This is a genomic window from Schleiferilactobacillus perolens DSM 12744 (assembly GCF_001435585.1).
Classification (GTDB): domain Bacteria; phylum Bacillota; class Bacilli; order Lactobacillales; family Lactobacillaceae; genus Schleiferilactobacillus; species Schleiferilactobacillus perolens.
The window spans coordinates 1-12,773 of sequence record NZ_AZEC01000028.1; the positions used below are offsets into that span (position 1 = coordinate 1).

The window sequence follows — 12,773 nt, forward strand, 5'->3', positions numbered from 1 at the left end:
ACAGTGAGTTGCCGCACATCATTGACGATCAACAAGATGCCTGGGCAAACTACGAAAAGTCCAGTGAAGAACTCACCAAAAATGCCGATTTGTTATTGCAGGACATCGGGCATGTCATCGGCCAGTACATGGGACAACCCGCAGTACGGATGAATGGGTATGTGGCGGGCAGCTTTCGACAGATGCTGGGCGCGAAGTTGTTGGCAGATACGGCGCAGGTCAGTCAAGTGGATCAAGGCAACGCCCACGTGATGCGTCAGTACACAAAACTGTTGAAGGACCAATGGAAATCCCACGTGGCCTATGTCAAAAAAGTGTTGCAGGCCAAGAAAGAAGAAATGAAAAAGCAGGGGTGGGTGAATCTGCTTTTTGAGGCGGTGGTTACTGCGGTAGCAGTGGGCACAGCAATTGCGGCAGCAGCAACGATTGGACCGTTGTTGGCTGGGTTGGCGCTTGCGGCAACGGTGGCATTTCCGGCTGGCCGGATAGTAGGTGATTTGGGGCAAGCGATAACTGGTAAAGATGCTGTGAAATTCGATCCGATCCAAGGTTGGTTCAACAAAAGATTTGGTGAAAAAAATGGTGCTATCGCATACCAAGTAGCGGACTTTGGTCTATCAATTGTGGGTAGCACCAGTGCGTTAAATGAATTTTCCAAGGTGTTCCGGGTGGCCGGGGCGAAAGAACTCAAGCTGGGCGGATTGAATTTTGCCAAATCCGTGCTGTCTGCAGAAACCTCCGGTGAGGCTAAAAGTATCCTGATCTCAAAGAGTAAAGATATTTTGAGTAATGCACGCAGTAATATTAAGGCCACTTGGTCGAGCAAAGTGACGGTACACAGTCTGTTTGAAGGAGCAGATAACGCCGTAGTTAGCAATGCATCTAAATCATTGGCGGATAATGCCAGATTGGTTACTGCTGCGAAGGGTGACTTTTCTAAGATGGGCGATGTATTCGAATCAATCCGATATTCAAATTCTGTATTGTATGATCCGGTGATTCAGAAACAAGTTGTCCGTCAAGAAATTGCCAAAGGCTTTGGTAAAGCTTATGGCAAGGAAACGCTAAAACAGTTTGCAGGCAAAGTGGAAAATCAGTATGTCATCGACCCCATTTTAGAAAACAGCCTTGGGATTCCTAACGATCCTACCTCTTTATCCGATAAATTCATTAAGCATGAGGGTGAGAAGTGGGGTAAAAAGTTTGGAAAAGGCGCGTTTAATTTGGGCAAGACCGAAATTACGACCCACAATCCCTTTGTTCGCAGCATACTTGAGGGGGCAAACTAATGAATGTGATTCTTGCAGTTGAACTGGCACATTCGTCGTTCTACTACTATTCGATAGCCATATTGAGTTATCTAGGTGTGTTGCTACTCTTTGGGTACTATTGCGGGACTTGCATTTTGACGCCTGACAAGAACAAAAAGATCTTCATTTTGTTATTTTTCACTATCATTACGTTTGTGGCAGCAATATTACTTGTAGGTGAGATGGTAGCACTGGGATACGTTGCAGGACTATCCCGTGAAGTGAATGACACAGATCTTGCAATATACCTCACGGGAGGAGGAGTTCTGGGAACGCTTTTAACTGGCTTGACCGGTTGGGGAGTGCCAGTGTTGGTTAATTATTACTACTTTAAGCAGGAAACAATGGTAAAAGTTAGCATACAAGCAAGACTGCATTTCTATGCGACTAACCGTTCCTGGCTAATTATCCGAGCAGGATGTATTTTTATCATTGTGAGCTTCATTTTTTTGGCGACGTTCATTGATCAATTGTTTGTAAAATATACGGATTGGTCAATGCTTTGGAAGGTGATATCCGCGTTAATTGAATTAACAGTTGTTATCATCGGCAGTATCGCTAGCTGGCGCTTGTTGCGGAGCAATGATTGGGTGTTTTGGTGGAAGCCCCGGTTTACTAAAAACGAAGGTGGACAGACCTAATCCACATATTGGAAACTTCATTGGGCAGACAGAATTCATCTTGCTGTTGAATGTGGACTCAGCTATCCAAAAATAGGTTGACTATTACGAATAAGCGAACGTTTTGACAAAGTGGTTCTAAATTGGACAATCGTGAGATTATTGTCAACAGTCCGTTTCTTCAGCTTGCTTGGGGGCAAACTAATGAACGTGATTCTTGTAATTGACTTGGCACATTCGCCATTCTACTACTATTTAATTGCCATGCTGAGTTATCTGGGGGTGTTGTCGCTGTTGGTATATTATTGCCGCACGTGTATTTTGACCTCGGATAAGAGCAAAAAGATCTTCATTTTGCTGGGGATGATCATCTTTTCGTTTGTGGCAGCAATTATTCTTGTGGGCATGATGAATATGTCTGGGTATGAAGCACAGCTGGCCCAACCCATTACCGTTGCCGAACGGGCAATTGATTCAGCGTGGGGTGGCGCTCTTGGAGTGTTCTTAGTTGGTTTGGGAGGCTGTGGAGTGCCCGTACTGGTGAATTATTATTACTTCAAGCGGGAATTAATGCCAGAGGCAAATTTACAAGTACGGCAACACTTTTATGCGACCAATAGTTCCTGGTTAGCAACTCGGTTAGGATGTGTTTTCATCATGGTGAGTACTTTCCTTGTGTCCTGGTTTATTGTGCAAGTTCTAGCAAAGATAACAGAGTGGACACCAGCTTGGAGAGTATTTGAAATCGTGCTCATTATTGTATTGATTATTGGCGGTGCATATGTGAGCCGGTGGGTATTGCATAGTAATGATTGGGTATTTTGGTGGAAACCATGGATTGCCAACGATGAAGATGGTCAGACCTAATCAACATGCCGGAAGCGCATTGGGTGCATAGAATTCACTTGGGTACTCACGGCATTCTGATCAGTATGGATACGAGCCGTTCAGGAAGTAATGAAGAGGTTTGGCAGGGTAAATCTTGGTATGTGGTATGTATCCACGTCTTTAGGACCGTCATTGCACAAGTTGACTGCGACATTGGGAGGATGGGGCAGTATGAAAAGAAAGTTGAAATGGTGGCTGGCTGTCGCTGTTGGCGGCATTGCGTTGTTGGCCGGATTGATCGTACTCGTGAATATTTCATTCCGAAGCAAGGATGTCGGCACGGCGAGTGATCAGAACAAATTGCGGTATGTGCTGGTGAACCAAGATCAAGGGGGCACATTTAACCAAAGCCAGTATAATTTGGGGAAAGACTTTGTCAGCTTGATCAATCAAGATAGTAAGAATTCTTGGCAAGTTTCCCCGTTGGACATCGCGAATGCGGGTCTGGATGCTGGCAATTATGATGCCGTTATCGTTTTGGGACCAAACTTTTCGCGCAACCTTTTGTCGCTGGAAGCCGCGAATCCCCAGCAAGCTCAGATTTCATACCGGGTGAGACAAGACCAGAACCGCATTAATAACGTGGCCCTCAAGGCGCAAATCAGCGACTTGTTGTATACATTTAACAAACGTGTGGTCACAATGTTTTTCACCAGTATTATGAACAACATTGGTGAAGCACAGCAAAGCGTGTCGAATATTGTGAACAGTGACAACCGTAACTTTGACACATTATCCAATACGATCTTACCACCGTTACAGGCAACACCGCAGAGTTATAAAGGACTATTCAGTGCGGCCACGTCTTTGAATGATCAAAACAAAATGTGGGATGCGCAGCAGGGAGATTTCACGAAGAGCACCATCACCTTGTTACAAGGCAACTCCACGAAGCTGCAAAACTATGCCCTGACACTAGCGGATTATGTGCAGCTACAGAAAAACATTGGCGAAATCAATACGGCGAACAGTCAAAAGAATGTTCAAGAACCAGCCAGCGCAGATCAGAAGAATTACAAAGAACAATTTTCGGCGTTGAATCAGGAAATGAGCAATGCGCTCCAGCAATTATCTGCGGCTAATGGGACTGGTTTGTTAAATGATATCCATACTGTGGCGACCCAGTATCAGCAACAGCAGCAACAAAGTATTGAGGATATCCAGGCGCAGATCGATAATTTGCATCACACGCTGGATGCCTTACAGACGCAAAAGCGTGCAATCGCCGAGCATTATACAGGTGACCCAAATTGGGATATCACCACCGCTTCGGATGAAACAACCAAACAAGCTGTCAAAGCTCAACTGTTAAAACTTATTGATCCAAGTAAAGACAATATGCCAGCGGGTTACTTCAGCGAGATTGATCGCTTAGTTCAATCTGTATCTTATGACGGATTGACGTCGCTTCTGACAACACTGCACAAGAAAGGCTTTATTACAGACAACAATTGGACCCAGTATCAAAATGAGTTGGCCATTATCCGGTATTATGCCCAGGAGCGCGGGATCAGTTTTGGTACGCAACAATCTATTTTGGATGCCACAGCGAGCAATCCGACCGCATTCAGTAGTACGAGCACAGTGACGATAGATAAAGTGAATCCCGGCCAGATTACGCTGAGTGCTGATGATGGCTTAACTCTGCAGAACTTTGATGCTGTGGTAAGCAGCTTACAAGCCCAGTTAAACGACATCATGACTGTCAGCAGTGACGGGACTGGCAAAACAATTATCCTCACCCCAATTCCGGCAAAACCAGAGACGCCGACAACCGATGACGACAAAGGGAAAACTGGAACGACACCGGCCACACCAGACAAAGATTCTTCAACGACGAAACCAGAGACTAAGCCTGATCAACCAGAAAAGCCGGAAAAACCAGTGATTACCACCCAGCCGGTGACTTTGACTCTTCAATGGTCTTGGCCCAGTCCCATTGAAAGTGACACACCTTACACGATAAAGAACTACACGGTGCAGTATAACAACGAAAGTAAATCAATGCCGGCAACGTATACTGGCAGTTACATGAAATATGTGACGAACTTGCAGGCGGATCAGTTAACGCAGCTGGTACAAGAACTGACGAGTGCCACGAGCAATCTTGATTTATCTGCGACTGCAGTGGCCAGCGCCTTTGGGCCTACGAGTGGCGCGAGCCAGACCCGCATTGATTGGTTAGCCGAACGGGTAAAGGGCGGTGCTGGCCTGAAGTTGACAGAACTCGCAGACAAAACATCACTATATCAGCGCTTGACCGATTTACCGATGGAAACCCTGCAAGACTTCTTGGACAAGAAGCTCATTGCGGAATATGTCAAAGAATTGACGACATTAACCAAGGATAACGCCGACACAAGTAAGAGAGTGACCCAAGTGATCGGTGATGTGGAGGGGCCGCAAGGATTAACGGCTATTCTGCAGTCCTTACCCAAGCCAGAGCTGCTGCTGCAGCAGTATGAACGGTTAATTCACTGGTTAACCGATGCCCAGCGCACGATTCAGGAACAATACGCGAGTTGGACCGATAATTCCACACTGACAGTACAAAGCGCAACCTACCAAGATAATAACGATCAACATAGTATCTATTATGATGAGCGTAAAGGCGCAGCCCTGTATGAGACATTTCAGACCCTGATCAGTGATACTGGGCAAACCGCAGGCAGCATTACGAGCAATGCCACGAAGGTGACGAGCCTGACAGGGCAAATTACCACGGTCACGGATGAAGCCAAAGCACTGCAGGAGAACACCGAAAAGTCGCTTACCCATTCCGATGCATTGACTAAAGCGGTGGCTAAACAAGTAAAGGATAACAACACCTACAATAAGAACTTCAACGGGGTGTTCAAGAATGCAAAACCAGGCGAGCAGAATCGCAACGGCGTATTTTCATTTTTAGCCGATCCAGTGCGCCTAACGAACGAGGATTCAAAGGGAAATCAAAATGCCCTAGGTGCTTATCTGTTGGTGATTATTACCAGTATCGTCATGATGTTGGGTGCTGTTTTCTTAGCTTGGTTAACTCGGCGAACGGGATCGGAAGAGGAAGGCCTGATTCAGCACAATATTATTGAACGGAACTTGCGACCGACAGGAATCGTTTTAGTGGGTGCCCTTGTCCTGGCACTGGCATTTACGACGATTATCGATCAATTGATCGTGCCGCTCACACCAGTCTTCTGGGTCTTTATTGGGGGGCTATTCTTAGCGAGCTTGCTCTTATTGACCTATCTATGGCGCCAAATTGGCTGGCTTACCCTGGGCCTTTGGGCAATCCTCTTTGCACTATATTTGGTTCTCGCCCCAGTCATTGGTGTCGTAGTGGCGCAGAACTCTTGGCTGGGTCAAATATATCGCTTCTTGCCGTTCAGTTTATTGGAGCAAGGTTTTGGCGCAATACTGGCCCAGAGCACGCTGACGCTTGGACCGCTGCTGGTCATTGCGGCAACTGCCTTGGTCGCAGTATTAGTCAACCTCGTGGTGTGGCAAAAGGGGGCGTTCAGTGATGCGAAAGCGGCTTAGCCAATGGCTGTGGGTCATTGTCCTGGTGGGTGGTATTGTGAGCGGCATGCATACCTCTGTGCAAGCCACAGATGGCAATCTGGATATCGATAACACGCCGATTTACCACAATGCTAAGGCAGAATCTGAAAACAGTATTTATACGGTCGCACCCGATCTGTTTCTGCCAAAGGTAACTCAGATTGAACAAAAAAATGCCCGCACCAATACATTGGCGGCCGACAAAGTTGTCCGTCAAGTATTCACTGGCAAGGCAAAACAACCCGTGGCGAAAAGTCTTGTTTCCTTGAATCAATTGTTTACGAAACGTTGGCAACAGGGGAATACGCGGGCCAATGCTGCACTTTCTTCGGGAGATCAGGACTATTGGCCCCTGTTGTGGCCAATAATCATTGTCGGTGGCGTTCTTTTGACATTGTTGGGTGTGTATTTGGGGAAACGCTTCTCAACGATTATCAAGGAAAAAGGGGAAACATCATGAAAGAAACGGCAATCAATATTGAAATCGAAGTGAATGAACAAATATTGGACATTCGGATACCGAATCGAGTGAGCACTGAGCGGCTGGGAACCCTGTTACAGCCAATCTTCGCCGCAGAACAGATTCAGCTGCCTGAGCACTGGTCCTTGCAGCTGGCATCTCAAAGAATAGCGGCGGTAGCCACTGTTGCGCTTGACCGGTACGGTATTGTGGATGGCGATCGTTTTACAGTAGTGGCAGGGGGAGAAGATCATGATCACGATGAATGACGGTTTCCAGACAATTAATGGGGCACAGCAGGATAATCAACTGAGCGTGTTCTTGGCACCCAACCAATATGAACCAAAGGCAGAAAGCGTGTTGGCGGCAGAATTAACCAAACATTCGTTTTTCTTGGCCGGGCAAGCTCAGCCGCAGGACTCTGGTGAGTTACGTATTGACTACACGATACCAGTGGGCTACCGTTCACTGACTGAGTTTAAGCAAAAGGCAAACATGGCGCAACGCCTGGCGAAGACCATTCAGCTGCTGCACATTGCAGATTTTCAGCAGGGTAAAGTGGTGCCATTTATTCATCCAGACAATATCTTTGTTTCAGGAGAAGACTTTGCCATTGCTCATCGGGGGATTGAAAGGCTAATTGTTCCCACAGCACATCCAGGCGATGCCTTCATGGCCCAGTTGCGGGCCTTAATCATCAGTACACTGAAGCCCAAAATGCATTTTGAAGATCTTGTGCAAGGGGCACCGGGGACGGCTGATCGATTGGTCCGTAAGATCAATACCGCAGAAACAACGACTGATTTACAGGCAATTTTGCATCAAGCCTATCAAGAAGTGACCAAGAATCAATCCGTTGTGCGCACTTCACGATATCGAACGTTTAAATGGCTGGGTATCGCCGCTAGTGTGGTTGTCCTGTTCGCTATTGGGGGTTTGTTATATACCTTTGGCGTATTTGTTCCGCAACAGAATCGGGTAATTGCCGGTCAGTCGGCTTATGCAGTGGGGGATTACAACACGGTGACCACGACCTTGAAGAATGATGATCCCAAAGAGTTGCCGGCGAGTGTTCAATACATTTTGGCGACGAGTTATGTAAATTTGGACAGCTTGAATAAGAAACAAAAGCAGGAAATCACCAACAACCTCTCGCCCAAGACAGGTACCAATACGTTGTTGTACTGGATTAACTTGGGTCGCGGCCACTTTTCACAGGCGTTAGATTTGGCCAAAAACATTGGTGATAATCAGCTGACATTGTACGCCTATACAAAACTGTACGATGCCACGAAGGCGGATAACAATCTTTCCGGTAATACCAAACAAGAACGTCTGAATAATTACGAGCAAAATATCAAGAAGTATGCCAAAGCGATTGGGGGGACTAGCAATGATTGAGCCAAAACATCAGGATGACACGGCAGTGTACCCAGTCGTACCAAACATCGACGATCAAATTATCCCTCGAATTGGTATTCGCTTCGATATTTTTGTTTGTCGTGAACACTATTTTCATACGGAGCTTGGTCCAGATTCACCATCTTTTGTCATTGACGGCCATACGTTGACATATGACGACACGACTTTATTGGTGGACGGTCAGCTAACTGATCCTGGCGAAGCAGAACTTCCCGGCGTCACCATTATCCCCCATGAAAAGATTCAAGTATTTGCCACAAATGTACCGACGACCAGTATTCTGGTTGCCGATACAGAGGGTGCCGAGATCCGTTACGCGACACAAGGATTCCTGACTTTAGACAAGATTAATGATCAGCATTTCGATTATACGGTTTCAGCAGACACGCTTTTTTATCGTAATGGCCAGCGGACGCGTGTATTGCAAGGCACGTTTTTGCCAGGCGATCAGTTGTTCTTTGATGGCTTGTTAATTGTCTTTAGTCGACATCAGTTCAAGATTGGTTTGTGTGATGGCCGCGATGTGCAATTGGAAGAATTGGTGATTCGTCAGGAGCCATATGTGCCGTTATATCCGGTTGGTTTCCCGGAATTTCATCGCAGTCCACGGATTATTCTTAATCCGCCACGGGATAAAGTGCATTTACAGAATCCGAGTCCGGTGAATACGAATGGCAAGAATAGTTTAATGCGGGCTATTTTACCTCCGCTGGCGATGGTAGCTGCCAGTTTTGCGACCACATTGCTGAGTCATGGCAATCCAATTATGAGTCTAGGCATGGGCGGCGCCAGTTTAATGACCGGCGGACTCACCGCATCGGCCTACTTTACCAATAAGAAAGAAGATAAGGTGAAAAAAGCTGATCACGCTGATGCATTTGAGAACTATATGGTGGAGAACTGGGCGGAGTTAACCAAATTAGCGGCACAGCAGCGCGCTGCGGCGACATATCACTATCCAGATTTGGATACGATTGCAGATTTGATTGCGACATATAGCAGCCGATTGTATGAAAAAACGACGAGCAACGCCGATTATCTCAGTTTCTCATTGGGTCAAGGGGTCGTGCCTGCCACATATCAAATGGATTACAGTCCGGGTCAGAATCCGGATGATAGGGAAGCACGCCGAGTTCAGGACATGTGGGCTCAATTCAGCAACTTGGCACACATGCCAGTCACCACCACATTAGCAGAACAAACATTGGGCCTTGTCGGACGAGAAGATTTCACCCAGCAAGCAATTGCTTCATTATTATTGCAGATTGCAGCCTTTCATTCCTATCGTGATGTACAGTTTATCGCACTGGTACCGGAAAACAAGTATGCCGACAACTGGGGTCAATGGCGCTGGCTGCCCCATTTTCAGTTACAAGAATTGCATGCACGCGGGATCGTTCATGATGCCCAGACAAGGGACATGATTCTGACCAGCTTCTATCAGCTGATTACCAAACGCAAGCAAGCGTCGAAAGAAAAGAGTAGTGATGCGCTGGTCTTTGCCCCGCACTATGTTTTTATTGTGCTGGATGATAGTTGGCTCAATGGCCATCAATTGAAGGAATATTTGAGTGAAGATATGTCTCAGTATGGCGTCAGCGTGGTTTGGGTAAAAGAAGACGAAGCGATGCTGCCTGAGACAGTCACCACGTTTGTGCGTTATGACAATCAGGATGCAGCAGAGCTTGTCAATGAAGGAAATCAGTATGTGGCCCATGACTTCAAGCCAATGACATTGCCGCAGCAACGGCCATTGAATGAAATTATTCGGACGCTAGCTGGATTAAAACACGTTGAAGTTGAAAAGAATGCGATCCCTGAGTCGATTTCATTCATGGCGTTGTATGGCGTTGACCGAGTCGATGAGTTAAATGTGTCCCACCGTTGGGCACAAGCGGATACATCTAAATCATTAGCCGTACCGCTGGGCGTTCGGGGCAAGAACGATTTGGTGTATCTAAATCTTCACGAACGCGCCCATGGCCCCCACGGGCTGCTTGCCGGGACAACTGGTTCTGGTAAATCAGAAGTGTTGCAGAGTTACATTTTGAGTTTGGCAGTGAATTTTGCGCCAGAAGATGTTGGATTTCTACCCATCGACTTTAAGGGCGGCGGCATGGCCAACCTATTCAAGAAATTACCCCATCTGCTGGGTTCCATCACTAACTTGGACGGGGCCGGGTCAGCACGCGCTTTGGCCAGTATCCATGCTGAGCTGCAAAAGAGGCAGCGTCTCTTTGGTGAATTTGGCGTCAATCATATCAACGGGTATACGAAACTGTATAAGAAAGGGAAGACAATTACTGATCCCGGCGAACGAAAGAAATATCCCACACAGCCGTTACCGAATCTTTTCTTGATTTCAGATGAATTTGCAGAGTTGAAAGCGAATGAGCCAGACTTCATGGCAGAACTAGTTTCCACAGCCCGAATTGGTCGTTCATTGGGTGTTCATCTGATTTTAGCCACCCAGAAACCCAGTGGGGTCGTTGATGATCAGATTTGGTCCAATTCACGGTTTAAAATTGCCTTGAAAGTACAGGATGCCGCTGATTCTAATGAGATTCTAAAGACGCCGGATGCGGCCAGCATCACGCAGCCCGGTCGTGGTTATTTGCAAGTCGGTAACAACGAAATCTATGAATTATTCCAAAGTGCATATAGTGGAGCCACATATAATCCCGATGCTGAGGAAACGGAACAAGTTGATGAACGTATTTGGCAGATCAATAATCTCGGACAATACGAATTACTGACTCAGGATTTATCGGACCAAGACGAAGTGCAGAGTGCACAAAAGCAGGAGCAAGTCACAGAATTAGCGGCTGTTGTGGATTATATTGCTGCAATTGCCCAGTCAACACAAGCAGTATTACCAGATAAGCCATGGTTGCCCGCACTGGACACTCAGTTGGCGACGCCGTCGATTGACCACGTGACGGCTTGGCAAGAAGATCGCAATCTGGCCGTGCCAGTTGGTATGCTTGACATCCCGACGCGCCAAGCACAGGAACCGTTTATGTTTGACTTAACAAAATTGAAGCACACTGCGATATTCTCTAGTCCGGGTTTTGGTAAGAGTACATTGCTGCAAACAATCGTTCTGAACCTGGCCAAACAGAATTCACCGGAGCAGATTCAGTTCAACTTGATCGATTTTGGCACAAACGGGTTATTACCATTGGCTAAGCTGCCACATGTGGCGGACATTGTTCAATTGGACAATGGTGAGAAACTGCAGAAGATGATTGATCGGATGGTTGGAATTGTGGATAAGCGGCGTAAGCTTTTCCAACGGGAAGGTGTATCGAGCATTGCACAGTATGAGCAACAGGCACGACCGTTACCGATTATTGTGAATGTCTTGGATGCTTATGATGCGATTACGGACAGTCAATATCGAGAACTAGTCGATTCAGCTGTGAATAAAATTCTACGGGACGGTGCGGCAGTTGGTGTGTATTTGCTAATCACTGCCAATCGGGCGAATAGCCTGCGGGTGGCAATGATGGCCAATATTGAGACGAAAATTGCGCTGTACCTGGTTGATCCCACAGAAACACAGGATATTATGGGCCGTGAACGACTCGTAGCGCAAGAAATTGTTGGGCGCGGACAGTTCAAAGCGGATGATGAAGTATTGGCTTTCCAAGGATACCTGCCAGTGCCCGCCAGTGACACGTTGACGATGTTGAATTCGTTGCAGCAAGTTGTTGCTGAGATGGATAACGCTTGGCAAGGTGTTCGGCCACAAGTTCTGCCAATGGTGCCGAGTGAATTCGATACGCCATACTTTGATCAGCAGTCTAATGTGGTCGCAAGCCGTCAGACTGGTTTGCTGCCCTTGGGTCTGGCTTTGATTGACACGATTCCGCGCGGGTTTAATTTGCTCAAAGATCCGTATTTCTTGATCGCGCATAACAGTGATCAGCAGTTACACTGGCAGCGGCGAATATTGTTTGCGAGTTTAGCACAAGTCAATAAGACATTATCGGTACCTGTACGCCTAATTGATTTTGATGAAGGCCTCCAAGATTCCGTCTTCACAGAAACATATTCAGATAATGCAGATGCGGCCAAAATCAAAAAAATGTTGGCGGAAGCGGTGGCTGCCGCCAACAATGGACAGACCAATGAGCAATTTATTTATATTGCGGATTTGGAGAGCTTCTTGAAGAATGTTCAAATTGCCGCAGGAGACCTGGCTTTGGTTCTGAAGAAAGCCAGCAAGTCGGGGACGCACCTGATCATTCAAAGTCCTGATACCTTTGTCGGTCGGACATTTGATATGACCGGTAAGGTTGTCCGTGAAATGGCTACAGCAGGAATTGTGGCAGCTCGACCGATTGATACAGCATTGATTGCGGCTGGCGGAAGTACGCGTGAGCCATATCTACTGGCGAATGAGGCTTATTACTTCGCAGATCAGGGTAGGGCGTATACAAAGATTCGCCTGCCTAAAGACGATGTTGGGGAGTATTAATTTGGTACGAGATAAATAAGAGGGTGATGACATGGCAA

8 protein-coding genes are annotated in these 12,773 nt (G+C 46.8%); all 8 read left to right on the forward strand.

Annotated elements, in window-relative coordinates; genetic code table 11:
- Positions 1–1,289, forward strand: a 1,289-nt coding sequence (locus tag FD09_RS16515) for a hypothetical protein (protein WP_162261531.1), incomplete at its 5' end; no start/stop codon positions are given.
- On the forward strand, positions 1,289–1,951 hold the full coding sequence (locus FD09_RS15070) for a hypothetical protein (protein WP_057822515.1): 663 nt from the start codon (positions 1,289–1,291) through the stop codon (positions 1,949–1,951). The genes FD09_RS16515 and FD09_RS15070, both read left to right, overlap by 1 nt.
- A 183-nt stretch (positions 1,952–2,134) precedes the next feature.
- Positions 2,135–2,797, forward strand: a complete 663-nt coding sequence (locus FD09_RS15075; RefSeq protein WP_057822516.1) for a hypothetical protein — start codon at positions 2,135–2,137, stop codon at positions 2,795–2,797.
- A gap of 192 nt (positions 2,798–2,989) precedes the next feature.
- Complete coding sequence (esaA, locus tag FD09_RS15080; protein WP_057822517.1) at positions 2,990–6,349, forward strand: type VII secretion protein EsaA; 3,360 nt, start codon at positions 2,990–2,992, stop codon at positions 6,347–6,349.
- Entirely contained in the window at positions 6,333–6,830 is a 498-nt protein-coding gene (locus FD09_RS15085) for a hypothetical protein (RefSeq protein ID WP_057822518.1), read from the forward strand. The genes esaA and FD09_RS15085 overlap by 17 nt, the downstream gene beginning before the upstream one ends.
- Positions 6,827–7,099, forward strand: a complete 273-nt coding sequence (locus FD09_RS15090) for a hypothetical protein (protein WP_057822519.1) — start codon at positions 6,827–6,829, stop codon at positions 7,097–7,099. The genes FD09_RS15085 and FD09_RS15090 overlap by 4 nt, the downstream gene beginning before the upstream one ends.
- Complete coding sequence (essB, locus tag FD09_RS15095) at positions 7,083–8,231, forward strand: type VII secretion protein EssB (RefSeq protein WP_057822520.1); 1,149 nt, start codon at positions 7,083–7,085, stop codon at positions 8,229–8,231. The genes FD09_RS15090 and essB overlap by 17 nt, the downstream gene beginning before the upstream one ends.
- The gene (gene essC / locus FD09_RS15100; protein ID WP_057822521.1) at positions 8,224–12,735 is read left to right on the forward strand and encodes a type VII secretion protein EssC; all 4,512 of its coding nucleotides are present in this window, start codon (positions 8,224–8,226) and stop codon (positions 12,733–12,735) included. The genes essB and essC overlap by 8 nt, the downstream gene beginning before the upstream one ends.
- Positions 12,736–12,773 lie beyond the last annotated feature (38 nt).

What these genes read in the sequence shown, in the direction of transcription:
- FD09_RS15070 (WP_057822515.1), top strand. Translation starts at nt 1,289, where the DNA reads ATGAATGTGATTCTTGCAGTTGAACTGGCACATTCGTCGTTCTACTAC.
- FD09_RS15075 (WP_057822516.1), top strand. Translation starts at nt 2,135, where the DNA reads ATGAACGTGATTCTTGTAATTGACTTGGCACATTCGCCATTCTACTAC.
- esaA (WP_057822517.1), top strand. Translation starts at nt 2,990, where the DNA reads ATGAAAAGAAAGTTGAAATGGTGGCTGGCTGTCGCTGTTGGCGGCATT.
- FD09_RS15085 (WP_057822518.1), top strand. Translation starts at nt 6,333, where the DNA reads ATGCGAAAGCGGCTTAGCCAATGGCTGTGGGTCATTGTCCTGGTGGGT.
- FD09_RS15090 (WP_057822519.1), top strand. Translation starts at nt 6,827, where the DNA reads ATGAAAGAAACGGCAATCAATATTGAAATCGAAGTGAATGAACAAATA.
- essB (WP_057822520.1), top strand. Translation starts at nt 7,083, where the DNA reads ATGATCACGATGAATGACGGTTTCCAGACAATTAATGGGGCACAGCAG.
- essC (WP_057822521.1), top strand. Translation starts at nt 8,224, where the DNA reads ATGATTGAGCCAAAACATCAGGATGACACGGCAGTGTACCCAGTCGTA.